This window comes from Shewanella sp. 5S214 (assembly GCF_041439795.1).
GTDB lineage: Bacteria > Pseudomonadota > Gammaproteobacteria > Enterobacterales > Shewanellaceae > Shewanella > Shewanella vesiculosa.
In genome coordinates this window covers 1-18,750 of the sequence record NZ_JBGOOV010000028.1, presented here as the reverse complement: position 1 = coordinate 18,750, position 18,750 = coordinate 1, and the positions used below count along the sequence as shown (strand labels likewise).

Annotated in this window: 13 protein-coding genes and 1 pseudogene; 4 read left to right on the top strand and 10 right to left on the bottom strand. The window is 39.6% G+C overall.

Annotated features, from left to right (window positions below):
- Nucleotides 1–154: 154 nt before the first annotated feature.
- Nucleotides 155–1,771, bottom strand: coding sequence for a methyl-accepting chemotaxis protein (locus tag ACED29_RS16825; RefSeq protein WP_371698154.1), 1,617 nt, complete (start codon nt 1,769–1,771; stop codon nt 155–157).
- Between the two features lie 275 nt (nt 1,772–2,046).
- On the opposite strand from ACED29_RS16825, the gene ACED29_RS16820 reads away from it, so the two are divergent.
- Nucleotides 2,047–2,754 carry a DUF3334 family protein gene (locus ACED29_RS16820; protein ID WP_124015932.1) on the top strand — a complete coding sequence of 236 codons (708 nt, stop codon included), beginning with the start codon at nt 2,047–2,049 and terminating at the stop codon, nt 2,752–2,754.
- 145 nt (nt 2,755–2,899) lie between these two features.
- On the opposite strand, the gene ACED29_RS16815 is transcribed toward ACED29_RS16820, so the two are convergent.
- Together ACED29_RS16815 and ACED29_RS16810 are read right to left on the bottom strand one after the other, a co-directional pair.
- Nucleotides 2,900–3,328, bottom strand: coding sequence for a hypothetical protein (locus tag ACED29_RS16815; RefSeq protein WP_371698153.1), 429 nt, complete (start codon nt 3,326–3,328; stop codon nt 2,900–2,902).
- Nucleotides 3,304–3,828, bottom strand: a complete 525-nt coding sequence (locus ACED29_RS16810) for a T6SS effector amidase Tae4 family protein (protein ID WP_371698152.1) — start codon at nt 3,826–3,828, stop codon at nt 3,304–3,306. Before ACED29_RS16810 ends, ACED29_RS16815 begins: the two co-directional genes overlap by 25 nt.
- A gap of 259 nt (nt 3,829–4,087) precedes the next feature.
- Between ACED29_RS16810 and ACED29_RS16805 the strand changes: the two genes are divergently transcribed.
- Both ACED29_RS16805 and ACED29_RS16800 read left to right on the top strand, forming a co-directional pair.
- Nucleotides 4,088–5,125, top strand: coding sequence for a LacI family DNA-binding transcriptional regulator (locus ACED29_RS16805; protein WP_371698151.1), 1,038 nt, complete (start codon nt 4,088–4,090; stop codon nt 5,123–5,125).
- A gap of 97 nt (nt 5,126–5,222) precedes the next feature.
- Nucleotides 5,223–6,155, top strand: coding sequence for a DUF808 domain-containing protein (locus ACED29_RS16800; protein ID WP_124015934.1), 933 nt, complete (start codon nt 5,223–5,225; stop codon nt 6,153–6,155).
- A 103-nt stretch (nt 6,156–6,258) separates the two neighbouring features.
- Here the strand turns inward: ACED29_RS16800 and ACED29_RS16795 are convergent, their stop codons facing one another.
- The 7 genes and pseudogenes from ACED29_RS16795 to ACED29_RS16765 form a co-directional block, all read right to left on the bottom strand.
- Entirely contained in the window at nt 6,259–6,654 is a 396-nt protein-coding gene (locus ACED29_RS16795) for a DUF805 domain-containing protein (RefSeq protein ID WP_182697177.1), read from the bottom strand.
- Nucleotides 6,655–6,803: 149 nt separating this feature from the next.
- Nucleotides 6,804–9,275 (bottom strand): glucan 1,4-alpha-glucosidase, encoded by a 2,472-nt coding sequence (locus tag ACED29_RS16790; protein ID WP_371698150.1) that lies wholly within the window; start codon nt 9,273–9,275, stop codon nt 6,804–6,806.
- Between the two features lie 76 nt (nt 9,276–9,351).
- Nucleotides 9,352–10,902 carry an MFS transporter gene (locus tag ACED29_RS16785; protein WP_371698149.1) on the bottom strand — a complete coding sequence of 517 codons (1,551 nt, stop codon included), beginning with the start codon at nt 10,900–10,902 and terminating at the stop codon, nt 9,352–9,354.
- A gap of 456 nt (nt 10,903–11,358) precedes the next feature.
- Complete coding sequence (locus tag ACED29_RS16780) at nt 11,359–13,353, bottom strand: glycoside hydrolase family 97 protein (protein WP_371698170.1); 1,995 nt, start codon at nt 13,351–13,353, stop codon at nt 11,359–11,361.
- 827 nt (nt 13,354–14,180) lie between these two features.
- Nucleotides 14,181–14,378, bottom strand: a complete 198-nt coding sequence (locus tag ACED29_RS16775) for a CPXCG motif-containing cysteine-rich protein (RefSeq protein WP_371698148.1) — start codon at nt 14,376–14,378, stop codon at nt 14,181–14,183.
- A 434-nt stretch (nt 14,379–14,812) separates the two neighbouring features.
- Nucleotides 14,813–15,409, bottom strand: a complete 597-nt coding sequence (gene trmY, locus ACED29_RS16770; protein ID WP_371698147.1) for a tRNA (pseudouridine(54)-N(1))-methyltransferase TrmY — start codon at nt 15,407–15,409, stop codon at nt 14,813–14,815.
- A 333-nt stretch (nt 15,410–15,742) separates the two neighbouring features.
- A pseudogene (locus ACED29_RS16765) lies at nt 15,743–16,977 on the bottom strand (IS3 family transposase).
- A gap of 132 nt (nt 16,978–17,109) precedes the next feature.
- Between ACED29_RS16765 and ACED29_RS16760 the strand changes: the two are divergent.
- Entirely contained in the window at nt 17,110–18,609 is a 1,500-nt protein-coding gene (locus tag ACED29_RS16760; protein ID WP_371698146.1) for a hypothetical protein, read from the top strand.
- Nucleotides 18,610–18,750: the final 141 nt, after the last annotated feature.

The following is an 18,750-nucleotide window of genomic DNA, read 5'->3' as shown; positions in this document are numbered from 1 at the left end:
TGATGGCCATAATATACCCTAAAGTGATCAGCGCTAAAAGTGATGCTCGGCGCAAAGTCTTTAGCTGTTTCGATATTACACCATTAAGCTGGACAATTAGATGTGCTCTGAGGCTGCCAGTGATTTACTCGACTGGCAGCAAGAGTGAAGGGGACTAGATTTTGAACTGACCTAAGGTTTGGCTCATGTCGACACTAATAGTCTGTAATGATTGGGCTGCCTGGCTGTGGGTTTCATTTGCCATTAATGACTGTTCGGTGAGTTCTGAGATAGTACTGACGTTGACATTAATGTCTTCGGTGACTAATGCTTGCTCTTCTGTAGCACTGGCCAGTTGTGCTGTCATGCTGCTGATATTATCAATTAACGCTAAAATTTCGCTAATGGCATCACTAGACTGCATCGCTTTTGATTGTAACTGGGCAGACTGCTGTTGTGTGCTGGTAATACTCTGAATAACCGATTGAATACCAGTCTGAATTTCACTAATAATGTGATTAATTTCATTTGTTGATGATTGCGTTCTATTTGCGAGCGCTCGCACTTCGTCTGCTACTACAGCAAAACCTCGACCATGTTCACCTGCTCGTGCCGCTTCAATGGCAGCATTAAGTGCCAGCAGATTAGTTTGATCAGCAATACTGCCAATCACATCTAGAATACTGCCAATTTCAGCAGATGATTGGCTCAAGGTTAACGATACCGTTTCTGCTTGGTGTAATTCATTAACCAAACTTTCTGTTTGTGCAACGGTTTGCTGCATTAATTGTTGGTTTTGTTTGGCTTGATGCTTCACATTTGTTGCACCGTCAGCCGCATCTTGAGTGTTACGAGCCATTTCTTGGCTAGTGGATAACATCTGGTTAATTGCTGCAGCAACACTTTGGGTTTCACTGTGAACTTGGTTAGCACTTTGATTGGACATGTTAACCGTGTCTAACAAATGCACCGCTTCATTATTTAAGGTATTCCCAAGCGGTTGTAACGTTGCAACCATATTGGCAATTTTAATCACAAATTGATTAAACCCATGTGCTAATTTGGCCACTTCATCATTACCTTCAGTTGACAAGCGCTGTGTCAAGTCACCTTCACCTTTAGCAATTTGCTCCATGGCATCAATTGTCACGTTCAGTGGCTGGGTAATAGAGTGATTAAGTAATAAAAAGAACCCAAAAATAGGCACCGAAATAATCATCATAATAATGAAATAATCAATGATAATTCCCGTCATGCTGTTATTAACACTGTTGACGTTAACTTGAGTGATAATGATCCAATTCATTGCCGGATAATACTTTGCTGCGGCTAATACGGTTTGAGATTGATTTTGTTGGTTAATTATCTCAAATTGTGCCTGAGCAGTTTGCTGTTGTTTAGCTGTGCTAATAAGTTGCTGGTAAGATCTTGCACCGTCAATGGCCCCTAAGTTACTGATTGGCTTATTGATTGAGTCAGGGTTTAGTGGGTTAACAATAATATTATTTTGATTATCGATAATGATAAAAGCTTGATCTTCAGATACCTTAATGTCGCTGGCAAACTGAGTGATTGCTTGGACACTGGTATTAGGATCTGCGAGCTTGAATGCATCAAGTGTGCTATTTAACAAGGTCACTTGGCCAGTAACCTGCTTAAATTGCTCCTCGATTAAATGATTGTATTGTTCCTTTATTGAAAAAGAGCCAAAAACGACTGTGCCGACAGCGGCCAAAGCTAGCATTATAAATAAGCGCTTTAAAATGGTTAAGCGTCGCAATAATCCAATCATTGTCTATCCTAGTATCATATATCCATTTAATGTGGCGAAATTATAGTGATTTTATCAAAAAACTTAAGCCTAAATTATTATTTTTGTGAGCAAACAGTGGAATTTAGTTATTGATAAAAATAATGTTTGTTTTTATAAAAATGTATTGATTATCAATTAATTAGTTGGCTTATAAGTTTGATCGATTAATTAACATGCTAATTGATTGTTTTAATTTTGATTTTTTTTCTATTTACCCGCAAGATTAGGGTAATTAACGAAAAGGTATTAATACGATGAATTTATCTTCTACAGTAAAGAATGACGATATTTTACTAAAGCTTTGTCATTCTGTTTCTCATGTTCTTTCTAGTACAAGTGCTAGCCATATTAGCCATGCTGGGATGGTTCAAAGTATTTCTCGTACTCGCTTGAAACCTGATTTGGCGTGTTTTTCTATTTTCGATGGCGGCTTTTCAGGTTTAGTTGTGATCAACTTTTCTGCCACCGCAGCAATTGAAATTTATCGTCGTTATATGCTCAACATGGGCATGCCAGAAACTGAATTAGCTTTTTCACATACTTCTGATGATGTCAGTAATGTGATGGGCGAATTAATGAACCAAATTTTGGGCGACTTTATTGGCAAAATTTCAAAAGAATTACAAACGTCAATTAGCCAGAGCCAGCCAAAAATGTTGGTTATTAATAAAGAGTTGACGATTTCAATTGATACTAACCTTGATAACGCTGTCGCAAGACGAGTGACTTTTAAAACCGAAAATAATCATATTTTTTATCTTGAATTTGCTATGGATAAAACAGAATTCATTCGTTCTGCCGATTTTGAAATGGACGAAGAGTTTGATCTTGATTCATTAATTGAAACTCACGGACAAAAACAGCAAGCTCAATCAGAAGCCTCAAAATATGTACTTGATCCTAATGTAAAAGGCATTGTTGTTGATGACGCAGATGACTTGCTAAGTGAACTTGGCCTATAAGTAATGCTTATTATAAAAATAACCAAAGAAGTAATTCATCTTGGTTATTTTTATCAATCTAGGCCATTTTTGTTGTTAATTTCTTTGTTGAATATATTTATAAAAATTCAACTTATAGCGTTTGAATCTGATCATTAAAACAAAATTATTGTTTGTTATTAAGGAAATGGCGGTAGACCTTTTCATCTAGGCCAATTGTTGGACACGTTAATCCTTTATCTCTTATAGTTGAAATTGTCATTTTCCCATCAGTGATAAACACTGCTTGTGATTGTAATGAGCACTTATCAGTAGCTTTTACTTGCCATCTTTTGAGTTCATCTAAAGCTGCAGGCGCTCCAGCAACAATATAAACTTTCACATTATTGTATTGATAAAAATAACGCCCATCGTCATTAATTTTTACGAGAGAACATGGTGTTTTTAGTTGTAACGCAATATGTTGAGTATCTTTATCGAAAACGCATTGCCCTGAATCATCGTTCAAACTGACATGAGCGTTAGCACATGACATTAACAATAGTGATCCGAGTAAACTAAACGATCGAATCATGCTGACATTTCCCAAAACCATATTTGCTCTCCTAAATTAAGCCAGTCAGGATCTCCAGCCTTCAAATATTCACCATCCCATAAATCAATATGATCAGTACTTCCCCAACCATTCATTATAAAAATAATGCCTTTTTTATCTTTTAAAACAGATAGAGCATCATTTTTAAGGACTTGTTTGTTACCAACAAATGTACAGTTTGCAGAGTCAATCCAATTTGCAAGTTCTTGTGCTGCAAGGATATGCCTTGGTGTATGTTTTAAACCAGGATAACAGCGTCGTTGAGGGTACATTTTATCAAAAGATGAAATGTCGATTCCAGACGCCTCTAATGACACACCCATTCGGATAGCACATTGATTAGCAAATAACGTTTTGTCACAAGGGTTGCTTGGATAAGGATGGTTAACCCATAATTTATTAAATTGAATAAGCATGTTATTAAGTCCATTTAAATGAATAATTAACAATACCATCTTCTCAAAGTTAAAAAAATTACCCATAGTAATTACTGATAACATAACTTACCATATGATAATAGATGCCTAAAACTAAAGTAAATGATGTAGTTAACTACCCCCACTTACGTATTCAGCTAGCTTAAGTAGGCTCTTTACTATGAAATGATAGAGTTATGAATAAATATTTTAAGCGAATAAACTACAATATTTATAAATTTCATAATAGTGGATGCTAACTATTTTTTTATCATTATTAAAGGTATATGCGGGTACTTTCAGTTTCAAACCTTCACCCATTAACTAAAGGCGATGCAGAGAAATGACATCTAAAGCGACTTCTATTGATATAGCTTACCGCGCAGGCGTGTCGCAATCGACCGTATCACGTGCGTTGAGAAACAGTCCATTGGTTAATCTAGAAACGCGTCAGCGTATTCAAGCTATTGCCAAAGAGCTTAATTATAAAGTTGATAAAAATGCCAGCAATTTACGGACACAAAACAGTCATACATTAGCTTTACTGATCTGTGAAGATCCTACCAATGACGACTCAATGATTAACCCTTTTTTTCTATCGATGCTAGGCTCCATTACGCGTGCTACTGCACGACAAGGCTATGATTTACTGGTCTCATTTCAGCAGCTTTCAAGTGATTGGCATGCAGATTACGAGGATAGTAACAAAGCCGATGGCATCATTTTATTAGGCTATGGCGATTATATGGACTACGCACACAAGCTGGATAAATTGATAGAGAAAGAAACCCATTTCGTTATTTGGGGGGCAGAGCATAACAACAAATCTGTGTTGTCGATTGGCTGTGATAACCATCAGGGTGGAGTCATTGCCACTGAGCACTTACTCGGATTAGGCCGTAAACACATCGCATTTTTAGGTGATTCGTCCAGTCGCAGCCCTGAGTTTCGCGATCGATATTTAGGTCACGTTGATGCCTTAAAAGCAGCTGGAATTTCAATTGATAAACAGCTCCAGCATGATGCGATTAATACTGAAGGTTCTGGTTATGATGCCACCAACCAGTTATTAGACAGCGGTATAGTATTTGATGCCATTTTTACTGCCAGCGATCTTATTGCTATAGGTGCCATTCGGGCGCTGAAAAAGCGCGGAGTTTCTGTTCCTGAGCAAGTTGCTGTAGTCGGATATGACGATATCCCAGTGGCGAGCTTTGCTAATCCGGCGTTGACCACGATTAAGCAAGATACTCAGTTTGCGGGTGAAATTCTTGTTGAAAGTGTATTGAAATTAATCCGGGGTCAAGAGGTCAGTCAGCGGTTAATCAAAACAAATTTAGTGGTGCGTAGTTCTTGCGGTGCCAATGTAGAAGACAACTAGTTTACCTATTACCCAGTAGTTATAAATGTAATCGAATGGGGTTTTAGATGATTGCTATTGATATTAATTTTTTGCTGTTAAAAGGATAAGTCGATTTATGGCAGGAGCCAGTCTATTAACCCTATTAGATGATATTGCCACCATTTTGGATGATGTGGCGGCAATGAGTAAAGTTGCTGCACGTAAAACCGCGGGGGTTCTAGGGGATGATTTAGCGTTAAATGCGCAGCAAGTATCAGGTGTTGCCTCTGAGCGAGAACTGCCGGTGGTGTTCGCTGTGGCTATGGGCTCTTTGCGTAACAAAGTCATTTTAGTGCCTTTAGCAATGCTGATCAGTGCCTTTATTCCTTGGGCTATTACGCCGTTATTGATGTGTGGCGGTTTATTTTTATGCTACGAAGGCTTTGAAAAGGTTTACCATTCAATGACCCATAAGCAGACTCATTTGGTCGATGACGATACTGTCGTCGCGAAAGCACAAGCAGACATCGATGATTTAGGCGCCTATGAAAAACAAAAAATTAAAGGTGCCATTCGTACCGATTTTGTTTTATCTGCTGAAATTATCGCCATTAGCTTAGGCGTCGCAGCTCATATGGACTTAATGGCGCAATTTTTAACCTTATCGGTTATTGCTATTGTGATGACATTTGGGGTGTACGGCTTAGTGGCTGGTATTGTCAAAATAGACGATCTCGGTTTATATCTTGCTAGGCGTAAGCCAAGTGGAGTGGGGCATAAATTGGGATTAACTCTCGTGTCTGCCGCCCCTTATTTAATGAAAACTCTCACTTTTGTCGGCACTATTGCCATGTTTATGGTCGGTGGCGGTATCTTAACCCATGGTATTCATTTGGTATTTGAATGGATTGAGCATGCACAAGCCGTGGTGACTCAAATCAATGTTGTGGGTGGCTTTCTAGGATTGCTTACACCCAGTATACTCAATGCATTATTTGGCGTGGTTGCTGGTGGCGTTGTACTATTAGCCATCAAAGGTGTGAGTAAGTTAATGCCCGCTAAAAGCTAGTTTAATAGTGATAAAGCCGGCTGCAAATACTAAAAGAGCATAGTCAATGACTATGCTCTTTTTTGATCAGTGATACTAACCTCTGTTAGTGAATCACTTGAGATTACACGGCTAAGTTGTCACTCTCACCAAGGTTTGGTTCCGCTTTTGGATTCGGGCCATATTCGTTGTCATCTTTACTGTTAAAGCACATCACGACGAGGAGAATTAATGCACCTAACAGCGGGATAAACATTAATAGTAACCACCAACCAGAATGGTCAGTATCGTGAAGACGACGGACACTCACTGCGATGCTTGGAATGACTATGGCGAGTGAATAAATAGAACTCAATAATCCAGCACCATAAAGTTCACTGTATAAGCCTACACCCATATCCAATAAGGTCAGTACAATACTAATGATCATGCTGATCAGTGCAAACATCCAGTATTCTTTACGACGTGCTCGGCCGCTAAAATCGAAATACTGTTTTAAAACCTTTAAATACCAATCCATTCGTTATTCCTTAACGTTAATGTTTTTTAATCTAGTGCATTTGTAACAAGATAGCCTTGAATTAACAAGATTTTATTTCAAAATCTATACAAAAAATAAAGCCGTTGTAAACGACAACGGCTTTATTAATTGTAAAATGGCAATTGTGTTTATCGAGCTAATTGCTGCTTAACTACTGGGTAAAAGTCCCATACTTGTTCGTCGGTCATTGAGCGAACCAGTTTAATGTACTCAGCATGAGTCCATGCCAGTGGTGTTGCAGAGTTAGTACCTTGACCCATTTTGTAGTCATAACGAGTAGCATTACCAACACCATCCCAAGCTTGTTCTGGCAACATAAGCCCTTGGTTGGCAAAAGTTTCCATGCCTTGAACATACGTATTAATTAGTGCTTGCTTGGTGTCAGCCGATAATGTGCCATTTGCCTTGGCTAGCGCTAATTCATAATGGCCACGCTCGCCAGTAAAGAATGGCCAAACTCGGCCACGTTGATCTTCGGTATTGCCTTTTTCGGCATAACTAAGGCCCGTGACAGTATCTTCACCATAACCATCGTTACCATAACGACGATAGCCAGGGATTGTACTGCCATCTTTAGCACTAAATTCATACTTAACTCGCAGATTGTCTGCAAGACTTTGATCATCAATCAGCATCACGCTGTTTTTAATTACTGGATCTTGTGCATCGACTACGCCATAGCGAACTAATTCTAAAAAACCACCGTCTAAAATCATCCGCTGATCTAGCCCTGGTTTTCCATTGTTATCCAGTAGTTTATCTGTAGTGTTCGGATCACCATTTGGGCTAATACGCACATAGTAAGGGGCAGATGAAGTATCGTTTGTTTGTTTACCAAGCGAGCCTGTTGTCGTCACCATAGTGCTTTCCAGCTGACGTTGTAATTTACGTGCTAAATCGGTATACACAGATGCTTGTTCATCTTTTACCAGCATAGCGATGTCACTGGCGGCAACTAAACCGGCAATGATAGCCGCAGTTGTTGATGGTGAAAATCCTGTTTGTTCTTCCCAACGTTCTTGTTGAGTGCTTGGCGGGTTGATTGCAGTGTCATTCCAGCCCAGTCTTACCTTGCCACCGTTTACTAAAAAATCCGCCGCAGGTTTGAGCATGTCTTGATACCACTGGCTGATCTCAGCATCGTTTAGTATGCCAGCTTGCCATAATTTCCAACCAAGCATGATAGGCATGGCGGTTTGATCCAGTTGTACGCCAACCCACTCAATTTCACCATCAACATGGGTTTTTTGTAAAAACCACCCAGGGGTACCAATAAAGCCAGGTGTTTGTTGCTGAACCTGTACCTGTTTTAAATATTCAAATGCCACTTTTGGGGTTTGGGTATCGCCCATGGCTAAAAACGCCATCGCACATTGGTAAAAATCACGTGGCCATACGGCTTTATAACCTGTACTGCCAATCGTTGCTGAAACCGTATCGCCCCAAGGGTTAGACAGCGAGGCAATCAGGGCACCCGCATGGGTTTTATCTTCTTGTGCTTTTAACACTAATGCACTGGCATAAAGAAGTTTGCCGTTATCTGTAGTGTTTGCGCTCATATTATTTAATGGCGCAAGTGACGCTAAATAGTCTTTCCAACCAAGATGGGTTTCGTCACCTAAATAAGCTTGTTTAACTGCATCGTAACCTGAATTTAATGTTGCTTGAGCTGTGGCTAAGCTGCTGGCTTTGTCTTGTCCAAAACCGATGACCAAATTAAAGCTTAGGCTGTCGTTTGCTTTCGTCAGGGTAGGGTATTGCGCAGTTAGTGCGACGTTACCGCCTTGATTAGTATCACTGGTTGTGCGGTAGTGCCAATCCAATGTTCCATTATCTTGCAAATCAACTAGGCCATCAGATGTGCCGACAAAGCCAGCACTGGCAGCAACAAAGTCAACATCGGTTTTAATTGTCATTACGGTTGAATTAGCATCGCTGGTGTGGGCAACGAGTGTTTGCCCTTCAACGCTGGCAATGTCATTCGCGCCGCTGTTATCGATATGTGGATTAACATAAAGATGTGGGGTTATGCCTGCTTCAAATGCGGTAAAAGTGACTTTCATCATTAAGCTATTTCTATCGGGATCGGTAAAAATATGCTTTTCGATTTGGTATTTACCTTGAATATCTTTATTGATAATTTTATAAGCCAAAGATAAAGGGCGGCCCGTTTCATCTGTGTCTAAATATTCAATAGTGCTAATGGTGTGGTCTTTTTCAGTATCAACAAAGCCATTACCGGTAATAATAAATTGCAGTTCTTTAAGTTGAGCGTTATGAATAAGGCCAAACATGGTTTCGGTTAACACACCTTGTGCAATCGAAAACCACACCTTACTGACAGGATTTGTCGCTTGGTCCTGGTATTGACCATTTACATAGGGCTCATAGGAGGTACCTATACCGGTTTTACCTGAAAAAGCCCAAGTGGGTTCGACACCTGGTGCACCAGGAGCAAGCTTAACGACTTCAGTGGTTGTTTCGGTTGATGCATCACTTTGATCCTCAGCAGGAGAGCATGCGCTTAACGATAAACCGAGAAAGCTAGCAGTTATCGCAGCCGCTATGGTGCTGCGATGGGTGAGAAAAGGCTTTATCATGGAATTCCCCAAAATAGTCTTAAGCAAAATTAACGTGAGTCGCTACCTGTGACAAAGACAGATAATCGTAAGAGAGTTATTTTTCTTGTTTAACGAATAACACTGCAATACCCGAAATCATCATAGATACGCCGCCTAAAATCAGTGCATAAATTGGTTCGCCATCAAAAAACGTCTTGAGTAGTAAACCTAAAATACTGGCTGCAAGTAGCTGTGGGATAACAATGAAAAAGTTAAATATGCCTAAATACACTCCCATTTTTTGAGGAGGAAGTGCGGCTGATAACATGGCGTAAGGAACTGATAGGATAGATGCCCAAGCAAAACCAACACCAATCATGGGGATCCATAATTGAGTGGGATCTTGAATAAACATAAAGCTAATTAGCCCAAGTCCACCTAAAAACATATTGATGGTGTGGGTTAATCTAATGCCAACCGCTTTGGCTAAAAATGGAATAATAATCGCGGCAATGGCGGCAAAGCCATTATAAGAAGCAAACAACATACCGACCCAATCCGCACCGTCGTTATAAGCTTGGCTGAGCACATCTGAGGTATGGTAATGATGTGACGTTACGGCAGCAGTGGTATAAATCCACATGGCAAATAAGGCGAACCAGGCGAAAAACTGCACCACAGCAAGCTGTCGCATGGCTTTGGGCATATGAAATAAGTCATCGACCACATTAAATAACATGCCAAAACTTTCACGTTGTTGGGTTGACACGGGAGCGTTTGTTGTCGTTTTCGCTAATTTACGCGCACAAAATAGTTGTAATGGGCCAAAGACAAATATACCTAAACTTAATATGTACAATTGTTTATCAAGGTCTTGGAGCATAATGGCAGCAGTAAACAATGCGCCAATGACTATCCAAATAATAGCGCCAGTTTGATATTGACCGCTGGTGCGAGTATTCGCGCGGGTTGCCTCATTGTCTGTGGTGTCATGTTGGTGAAACGCTGCCAGTTGTTCCGGCGAATATTCCTTGGTCGAAATAATGGTCCAGCCAACCGCGATAAATAAAATGGCCCCACCAAAATAAAATGAATAACGCACCGAGTCGGCAATTTCACCAGCAGGGGCAGTATTAGCCACATCAAACACATTGGTTAACATGTATGGCATGGCTGAAGCGACCACAGCGCCAATGCCGATAAAGAAACTTTGCATGGCGTACCCTTGGGTACGTTGGCTTTTAGGCAAATTATCACCAACAAAAGCGCGAAAGGGCTCCATGGCGATATTGATTGAGGCGTCCATGACCCACAGCATGCCCGCAGCAATCCATAATGTCGGCGAGTGCGGCATTATAAACAGTGACAAGGTAGTAAGAACGGCACCAATTAAAAAATACGGGCGACGACGACCAAGGCTATTCCAAGTGTTGTCGCTTAAGTAGCCAATGATGGGCTGGACAATTAGGCCTGTAAGTGGGGCGGCAATCCATAGAATGGGAATGTCGTCGATAGACGCGCCTAAGGTTTGAAAAATACGACTGACATTGGCATTTTGTAGGGCAAAACCAAATTGGATCCCCAAAAAGCCAAAACACATGTTGAAAATTTGCCAAAAATTTAGCTGCGGTTGTTGGGTGACGTTTTTATGATTATGGCCAGACATGTGACATCCTTTTTGGTAAGTCGTTGTGCTTACTTCTTTTAATTCTAATCTTAATCTTATTTGTTGTTAGTCTTACTGGTTTTTGGCTACCTTTTTAGCCCAAGGGGGTCCCGTTGGTTTGTTGCTAATCGGGATGAAGATCCCGTTATTAATAGCTAAAAAAATAGCGAATACGCATCTCCCTAAGACGGGTATTCGCCAAGACCTACGCTTTATTCTCTGTCGACTTCTATTAAATCAGCAATTAATAAAGATAATGAAGGTACTTTAAAGCTGATGCTCTCTATGGACCAAGATACATCAGAAACGACCTAACCCATTTCATCCTGCAATCACAGACGAAATAGCTTGGTTTATAGTATCCCTGAGCGAGAGAATGGTACAACTGAATACATACGTATTCATGTCATTCAAGTAACCTGATACAAACACAGATGCAACATTCGTTTTAACACATCACAGTGCCTTAAAACGAATGGCAGTACCGCCGCTGGCTGCTAATGATAAATCGAGAGTATCTTTTGCAGTGACGGTTTTAGTTTCAATCACATAATCATAAGGGTTGGTTAACCAATCAGCTTTGCTACCGTCACGATATATTTGCGCTTCATAACGTTTACCTGTAGTTAAAAAGTCCAGCTTTAAGCTTAATTTACGGGGTTGTTCATCAGTTAACGCGCCTAAATACCAATCTTCAGCGCCGCGTTGTTTGCGTGCAAAAGCTACGTAATCGCCAACGTCTCCGGCAAGGGCGATACTGTTACTCCAGTCAGTCGGCACATCTTGAATAAATTGAAATGCATCCAAGCGTTGTACATAGTTACGGGGTAAATCTGCCGCCATTTGGATCGGGCTATACAGCACAACGTACAAAGCCAATTGCTTTGTTAATGTGGTTTTAACTCGATTGACTACATCTAAACCCTCAGGGGCTAAATTAAAAATCCCCGGGGTGAAGTCCATCGGACCGGCTAGCATACGAGTATAAGGTAATATTGCCGTATGCTCAGGCGTATTGGGTGGATTACCCCATGCATTAAACTCTTGCCCACGAGCACCTTCGCGGGCAATCCAGTTTGGATAAGTACGGCGCAGGCCAGTATCTTTAATGGGTTCATGGGTGTTGATGCTAATACCACGCTTAGCGGCTTCGGTCACACTGTGCAAATATTCATTAACCATAAATTGGCCGTCGTGCCATTCGTGTCGCACAATGCCGTTTTCGTCAACCCGCTTAATATCGCCACCATCGGCCACATAACCAGTTTTTACTTGTGTCACGCCATGCTTTTGATACAAATCATAAGCATCACTCATTTGCTTACGGTAATTGGTTACCGAGCCAGAAGTTTCATGATGACCAATTAAGCGAACATGTTTACTTTGACCGTATTCAGTAATCGCATCCATATCAAAATCTGGGTAGGCTTTAGTAAAGCTAAACACGTCGCCATTATCGAACCAACTGCCATCCCAGCCTTCATTCCAACCTTCAACCAATACCCCATCAAAACCATATTGGGCGGCAAAGTCCATATAACGTTTGGTTTCGCTGGTGGTGGCGCCATGCTTAGGGCCGCTTCCCCAGGTGTTTTCATTTAAATGCATTCCCCACCAAATTCCGACGTATTTACCCGGTTGCACCCAAGACACATCGCCAAGCTTGTTAGGCTCGTTAAGGTTTAGAATTAAATCAGAATTTAATAAACCAGGGGCATCTTTAGCAATTTGAATGGTTCGCCAAGGTGTAGAAAATCCCGGTTGGGTTTTAACTCGTATTCCGTCTGACCACGGGGTTAAATCGGCACGTAAAATACCATCTCTACCTTGGTTTAACACCATGGCAGCATAGTCGGTTAGGGCTGCTTCATGAATACTTAAATGCACGCCATCTGCCGTTCGAAACGTCATGGGCGTATGAGCTCTATCGATTTTATCAAGCGAGGTAGTACGATATAAATATTCGTATCGGTTCCAACCACGTCCAGGGATCCACCATGCGGTTGTGTGCTGCGGGTCAGGTATCGCAAACTCGGTTAATTCGTCAGTAATATCCAGCTTTGGCGTGTTAGCAAGCCCTGCTTGTTTTGGTACTAAGTAGCGAAAACCAATCCCGTCATTAAAGGCTTTAAATTCAATATCGAAATCTACCTGGCCATTACTGAGGGTCGCTACGATGCGATTGTAATGATCACGCACGTTTTCACGTTCACCCCAAGGTTGCTGCCAAGTTTGGTCAACGCTGTTGTTGGTTACATTTTTTATGTTGAAATCCAGCCCTAATTCACCTAATTGCTGGAATACCAGACCTAGTTTGCTCGGGTTAACTACGGTTTTACCGTTAAATTGAACTTGGTATTCAGGACGACCATTGTCATCAGTCAAACTGATGGCAATGTGTTTATCTGGAGAGGTCACATTAACCGTTTTAGCTTGCACCATGCTAGGCATTGCTGCCAGTGCCAGAGCACATGAAAAACTAATTATGTTGGGAGTAAAGCTTATATGAGTTGTTGAGGCAGTTGAGTCTGATGAGTTAGCGTACGTCATACGAAGTCCTTGTTTATTATTTTATTTATTCAGCAATCAATATATGACGTTTTTAGATTTTGCAGCAAAGATCTGCATACGTATTCAGGATGTCCGCTCGCAAAAGATAACCGTTTATTAGCTAACTCATTTTCGGATAAAAAGCGTTAATGCACTACCACTTGGTCTATGGCGCTGATAACTCAAAGTGATAAAGCCGCGTATGGAATCCTCAAAGGACTGTGCTGTTTCAGCTTTGGGCTGGTATTTTAATACAAGGTTAAAGGTTGAGCGGTAATGATCAATACGCTCGGCATTAAATTAAAATAGTGTGCAATAAAGCTGATTTAAAGCAGGAACAGTGGCTTGATATCATGCCAGCAGGGATGTAGTGCTAATTTGATAACTCTTACTAGAGTAACTATAGCGCCAGATAAACTTTAGCCGATACGGGTTATTATTGAATACAGGCTTACATTGCTGAAAAACGCCAAAAATATGAAGTTTAATAACCCTAGATTGACTCCTCGGTTCAATTGAGACTACATCGAAGAAAATACTATTTGGTACGCATGTATTTGAAAGGGGATAAACCTGTACTTTCACCGACCCCCAATGGATGGGGGCACTGTGTGTTTTAGCTGCATATGTTCTACAGTCTGGGCCAGGCAATTGATAACACAAATCTTTAGCGAACTTTTTAAATATAAGAATCTATACAGTAAAAGCCCAAGCATTTTAATCATTGATTAAAATGCTTCATCTTCACTATAAACATTCACCTTAATCTCACCATTAACACTTTCAGTAACCAAGAAATTTATCGGTTTGCAACATACTTGGCAATCTTCAATATACTGTTGTCCTGCATCTGATGAATCAATAAGAACTTCAATTGTTTCACCACAATAGGGGCAATCTATAAGCTGCTCTGTTAATTGGTTCAAATTTGTAACCTCCTAAATTATATTAATTTATATCGGCTTATAAATGACTTATATTATAAAATCAGCCGCTTAAGTTATTCTCCAAACTGTTTAACCCCCTCTATATCGACGGTTTATAGGGCATCGTTATCAAGCTTGCCGCTATGATTGTAGCAGGAACGCGTCCATCGATTGTCGCAGCTAAGTGAGTTGAGACCACTAAATATTGAACAGTTTAGGCCGCTTTGTCTGTTCAGTTTAGCGAGAAATACAATATTGGTTAAGGTGTTAGAGAATTTTTTAGCTCTGTAGAGTGGTAGTGGCTATTTTTGTGATGATTTGCAAGAAGCGATGAGACGACAAAGATAAAATCAAACTCCACTCTACAAGCATAAGCAGAATGATGGCAAAATTGACTGACCCACAATTCAATTAATCACTGCAGGCCATATCGATTACAATCTCATATCTAATTCATTGTGGATTAACACCACACACTGAGATGCGAACAACATTTTTGGCCCTAAATTGATATGTTGGGTACCAAGACGCTTCAAGCTGTTAAAGCTTTTTTTAGGCATAGGAATATGATCTGTTAGTAAAAAGCATGGATTAGCAGCAAACTCTACATCACGTACTGGGGTGCCTTTTTTCTCCAACATATACAGTTGATAATCTTCAGCTAATTCTTGTATTAACTTTTCAAAACTCACTGTGCGCACCGTAATTCCAGGCTCTACTTCACGTAACTGTTCTTTGGTCATCCCTTTTGATGCGCTTAAGGCTTTAGCAATTTTATTGGTTAGGTTTTGTTCATGAAACCCACCGATATAGCCTAATTCGCTTGAGCGAAAACAGATGGTACGTGAAAAATCAAGGGTGCTCTCTAACACCAAATATACCACGACATCGTCGCGATGGGATTGAGCGACAAAAATGGTGTTCATTAAGGTGTGGGCTAAAATTTCAGTATGAGCCGATTCGCCAATACCCGCCAAAAACTGCTGACTATCAACTGGAGCAGCTCTGGCTCTAACTACAAAAGCGCGCATCGGTATATCCTATTTGAAAGTAAATTAAGCATAAAGCGGATAACGTAGTCGAATAATCAATCAGTTACAGCTTTTATTGTCGCTATTATCCCAGTTTTAAGCTTGACTGTAACCTGATTAATCTAATGGTTGAGTTTTAGTTGGCATAGACAAGTACAATTGAGCAATACGCTTGTTAAAACAAGCGCTAAGCGTGATGTGATTGAGCATGCTGAAGTGAGATTTATTCGACTATTAATGCCGCTCATCAGGCCAATAAAAGGCTGTTTAGTCCTAATATTATTGATAGATAAAATAATAAGGCCTGTCTCGTCCTAAAATACGTTGACGTTTTTAATGAAAGGCCAGTTGCTTTTGCTTCTGGTCTTTTTTATGCACTTGGTTCGGTGTTTTAAACCCTAAACTCAGGTGCGGTCTCATCTCATTATATATAAATATTGATTCTGCAACGAGTTGTGTTAGCCCTTCTAAATTACGGCATTTATAAAGTAAAAACTCTTGCTTTAAAATCCCATTAATCCGCTCTGCTAAAGCATTTTGATTGCAATCATAACCATCTGTCATAGAGGGGAGCATGCCACTCTCTTTTAACTTATCTTGATAAACCTTCGAGCAATACTGTAAGCCTCTATCTGAGTGATGAATTGTCTCTGTGAGATAAACCTGTTGCTTTACAGCCATATTCAGCGCCTTAACCACATCCGTCGCTTTCATTTCTCGGCTTAACTCGTAACCCATTATTCTTCGCGAATAAGCGTCTGTTACCAACGACAAATAATGAACACCTTCATCGGATTCAACATAAGTAATATCACTGACAAACACCTGCTCTGGTGCACTTGGCTTATAGTCTACAAGCAAGTTAGGATGCTTCTTCATCCAGTGCTTGCTATTGGTTGTTTTAGTATAGCTTTTCTTCGGAACAACCATCATTCCTTGCTCTTTAAGGTAAGTAAACAAACCATCTCTACCCAGTTTAATACCTTGTTTTACAAGCTCAGGTTTAATCAACTGATATAACTTTCGTGTACCGACTCTCGGCATATAGTTACGCCAATACATCACTTGTGCTAGAACCGGTTCAAGCGCTGTCCTTCTGGCTTGAAAACGTTTAACAGCTTGGTATACCGCCTGCCTTGAGAGATTAAATGCACGGCAAGTACTGCTTAGGTTTATTTCTCTGGCTTGTTTACTTTGCCAGAGGGTTCGGATAAATACTTTTTTCTCAGGCCTGCGCCATACTCCTTATCCATAACATCAACCATTTTATTGAGGACGATATTTTTCATTCTTTCGTCTTCTAGTTGGCGTTCCAGGCGCTTGATTATTTGTGCAGGGGTTTCTTTAGATTTTGGCATATTAGGTAAACATATTGGTTTAGACCAATCCAATTTACCCTATTTTCGCAGCCAAATTAATACCGTACTTCGACCTTGTATACCGTAATGTTGTTGTGCCTGTTTATAGGTAAAGTCGCCTTTTTCAATCTGGTCTACAACGGCTAATTTAAAGCCTAATGTATAATCGCGTTGAGTACGTTTATACCTTGTGGTGGGAGCTTTTGTCATATTCAGTCCTATATGTGTAAACATATTTCAGGACGGGACATACCTTTAAAATTAGACCCAAATAAAGCCATACAAAATAGTGTTCAATAAGTATATACTAACATTTCACTCCCCCAAATTATAAGGATATTTATGGAGTTAGAAGCAAAATCAATTGAGGAATGTGACTTTTTAATTACTACTCTAGATACTTATTTTGGTGTTTTACTCGAAATGGAAGCTTTACATCAACGGCTACCAATAGAATTAGCACTTACAAAAAAAGCACTTCAAGAAGTCGCTGGGTTATGCCAAAAAATTGATCAATATCACCAAGCCTACCCAGAAACTAAAGGTAGATACTTCTACACTAAATTAAATAATAGTGAAGTTGAACACCTAATACAAAGTTGTGAAATCGTATCTAAAATAAATAAAGATAATATAAAACAAAAACATGAACCTTTTATTGCTTATTATACCAAACAAGCGAAGCAATTCATTAATGAATTCTGTGATCCTTTTTACGATGAATCTTTGGTGATAAAATTTTTTGACAAGTATAAAATAGAATTAAAAAAAGACTGTGATAGTGCCATTGTACAGCATGTAGAAGAGGGGAATAAACAGGTTTATGTTTTTGCCATTCAATCATTTCCCGGGCACTACTACCAAGTAGTGACCATGAATACAGTTACCTCCTTACATTCTATGTCAGGTGAAAACGGTTTTAAAGAAGCTGCCACTTATGGCTACAACAGTGAATTATATAATCCCGCATGTTTTGATATCGAATGCGAACGCTCCGAGCAATACGATCAGGCAGAAAAAAAAGTAGCAGAACTCTTTATCCAACTTTATGAGTTAACAGATCAAGGTAGTGCTCGCAGTTACAAAACTGGCACTTTAGAGTATGAAAAAGCACTATATTTACAGGAGCTTGCTAATAAATTATTTATAAATATTAGTATAGACATTCTAAAGGTAGTTGATTTTAGCCCACTTAATCAATCCGATTCATTCTGTGCAATTATTGCTTCTCATGAATTTTCTGAAGAAGAATTTTATACCTACGCAAAAGAAACAATCCCAACTGAAAAATTCAATAGTATTTTCCCTAATGCCAATAAATGTGGACAAGATTATATCGATTTTAATGTATCAAATACCGATGAAATTGTGACTTACCTTTTACTTTATATAAAAGATTTTTATCTCAACACAATCCCTAATGATCGATACTACACTGACAATAAAGTGTTTGAATACAGTGAAAAACTGATAAATTATGGTGAATTAATCGAATCTAAAATTCTCTTTCTTTTAGAAGAAATAGTCAATAATTTACAGCCCAATCCCAATAATAATGAAGAAAAACATTTTCTCTGTCTATTTGCTAAAGAAAATAGACTCTTTGGTGATTTACTTAGAATTCTGTCACAATTAGAGACATTTTCTGAAGGTACTCAACAACGCTTAATCAAAATGTATAAGACGATTATTATAGGAATGAGTCCATCGACTCAACATCCATCCTATGCTCATTGTGATTTAGCCTTTGCAATATTCAGAACCGATGAGAATAAATACCCTCAATTAGATTATGACTTAGAAACGAGTTATTTAAAAAATATCAATGACTATGCAATATAGAAGCTATCTGATTAATTAACCCGCAATTTGAGTAATGTTATGTGGCGGTACTCTTCATATCGCCCATTATATATCGTGATTAGGGTCTGTTGATCTTTGCTGTACAAATGTTGATCAGCAATACATCGGTAGCCACATTAA

Coding starts and splice junctions, on each gene's coding strand:
- ACED29_RS16825 (WP_371698154.1), bottom strand. CDS start 1,771: ATGATTGGATTATTGCGACGCTTAACCATTTTAAAGCGCTTATTTATA.
- ACED29_RS16820 (WP_124015932.1), top strand. CDS start 2,047: ATGAATTTATCTTCTACAGTAAAGAATGACGATATTTTACTAAAGCTT.
- ACED29_RS16815 (WP_371698153.1), bottom strand. CDS start 3,328: ATGGTTTTGGGAAATGTCAGCATGATTCGATCGTTTAGTTTACTCGGA.
- ACED29_RS16810 (WP_371698152.1), bottom strand. CDS start 3,828: ATGTTATCAGTAATTACTATGGGTAATTTTTTTAACTTTGAGAAGATG.
- ACED29_RS16805 (WP_371698151.1), top strand. CDS start 4,088: ATGACATCTAAAGCGACTTCTATTGATATAGCTTACCGCGCAGGCGTG.
- ACED29_RS16800 (WP_124015934.1), top strand. CDS start 5,223: ATGGCAGGAGCCAGTCTATTAACCCTATTAGATGATATTGCCACCATT.
- ACED29_RS16795 (WP_182697177.1), bottom strand. CDS start 6,654: ATGGATTGGTATTTAAAGGTTTTAAAACAGTATTTCGATTTTAGCGGC.
- ACED29_RS16790 (WP_371698150.1), bottom strand. CDS start 9,275: ATGATAAAGCCTTTTCTCACCCATCGCAGCACCATAGCGGCTGCGATA.
- ACED29_RS16785 (WP_371698149.1), bottom strand. CDS start 10,902: ATGTCTGGCCATAATCATAAAAACGTCACCCAACAACCGCAGCTAAAT.
- ACED29_RS16780 (WP_371698170.1), bottom strand. CDS start 13,353: ATGCCTAGCATGGTGCAAGCTAAAACGGTTAATGTGACCTCTCCAGAT.
- trmY (WP_371698147.1), bottom strand. CDS start 15,409: ATGCGCGCTTTTGTAGTTAGAGCCAGAGCTGCTCCAGTTGATAGTCAG.
- ACED29_RS16760 (WP_371698146.1), top strand. CDS start 17,110: ATGGAGTTAGAAGCAAAATCAATTGAGGAATGTGACTTTTTAATTACT.